Source organism: Methanoculleus sp. MH98A (genome assembly GCF_000691865.1).
Classification (GTDB): domain Archaea; phylum Halobacteriota; class Methanomicrobia; order Methanomicrobiales; family Methanoculleaceae; genus Methanoculleus.
Window position 1 is genome coordinate 1 of sequence record NZ_JMIO01000286.1, and the last position, 659, is coordinate 659.

Sequence of the window (659 nt, forward strand, 5' to 3'; positions counted from 1 at the left end):
CCGCAGGCGTCGGSGGGAACGGAACAGAGGCGGTGTAGGTGAGGTTTGCAGCACCCGCCGATTTCACGCCACCTATCTGGTTGGATTGACCACAGTCAGGTGTATGACTGTCGCTGAAAAACACGGGTATGCTGACAACGCAGATGACTCCAAGAAGCGCCAGGACACCGGCACTAACTCCAATTAGTTTCATGTTCATGTGATCACCTCAACACTGGTACGTACCGTACAGGAACGACGTTCCGGGTGTCCCCTGGCTCCCGTGCCCGTAGACATAATCGGACCAGCAGCCTTCTCGGGCAAGGGCTGCCGCATACGTGGTCGAAGGCTCTGTATCCTTCGCTGCAATGAACCATGCCGTGATGATCGGTTGGGTGGTCCACGTACCGACCATCCGGTGTACGAAGTTAGAGCCTCTGTCCGAGACATCGTGACATTCAGTATGGAACCCGGTCATCGAGTGTAGGCCGCCAAATGCATTGTACCAATTTGTATGGCTATTCTCGCGCAGAACAGTGCAGGCATCAATGGTAATCCAGTCCATCTGCGTGTTTCCCCAGAGAGCATCACTGTAACTCAGGAAGGTATCGTCTTGGGAGGAGGAAAATGCAAATCCTTCTGGGGCACCATGGCCCGAAAAGAACGCAAAATGTGTATCA

General features: G+C 54.0%; 1 protein-coding gene and 1 pseudogene. Both read right to left on the bottom strand.

From position 1 onward, the window contains the following. A pseudogene (locus EI28_RS15215) lies at positions 1 to 199 on the bottom strand (hypothetical protein); the annotation flags it as partial. 9 nt (positions 200 to 208) lie between these two features. Then, on the bottom strand, positions 209 to 659 hold a 451-nt coding region (locus tag EI28_RS15220), incomplete at its 5' end, for a DUF6345 domain-containing protein (RefSeq protein ID WP_231476875.1).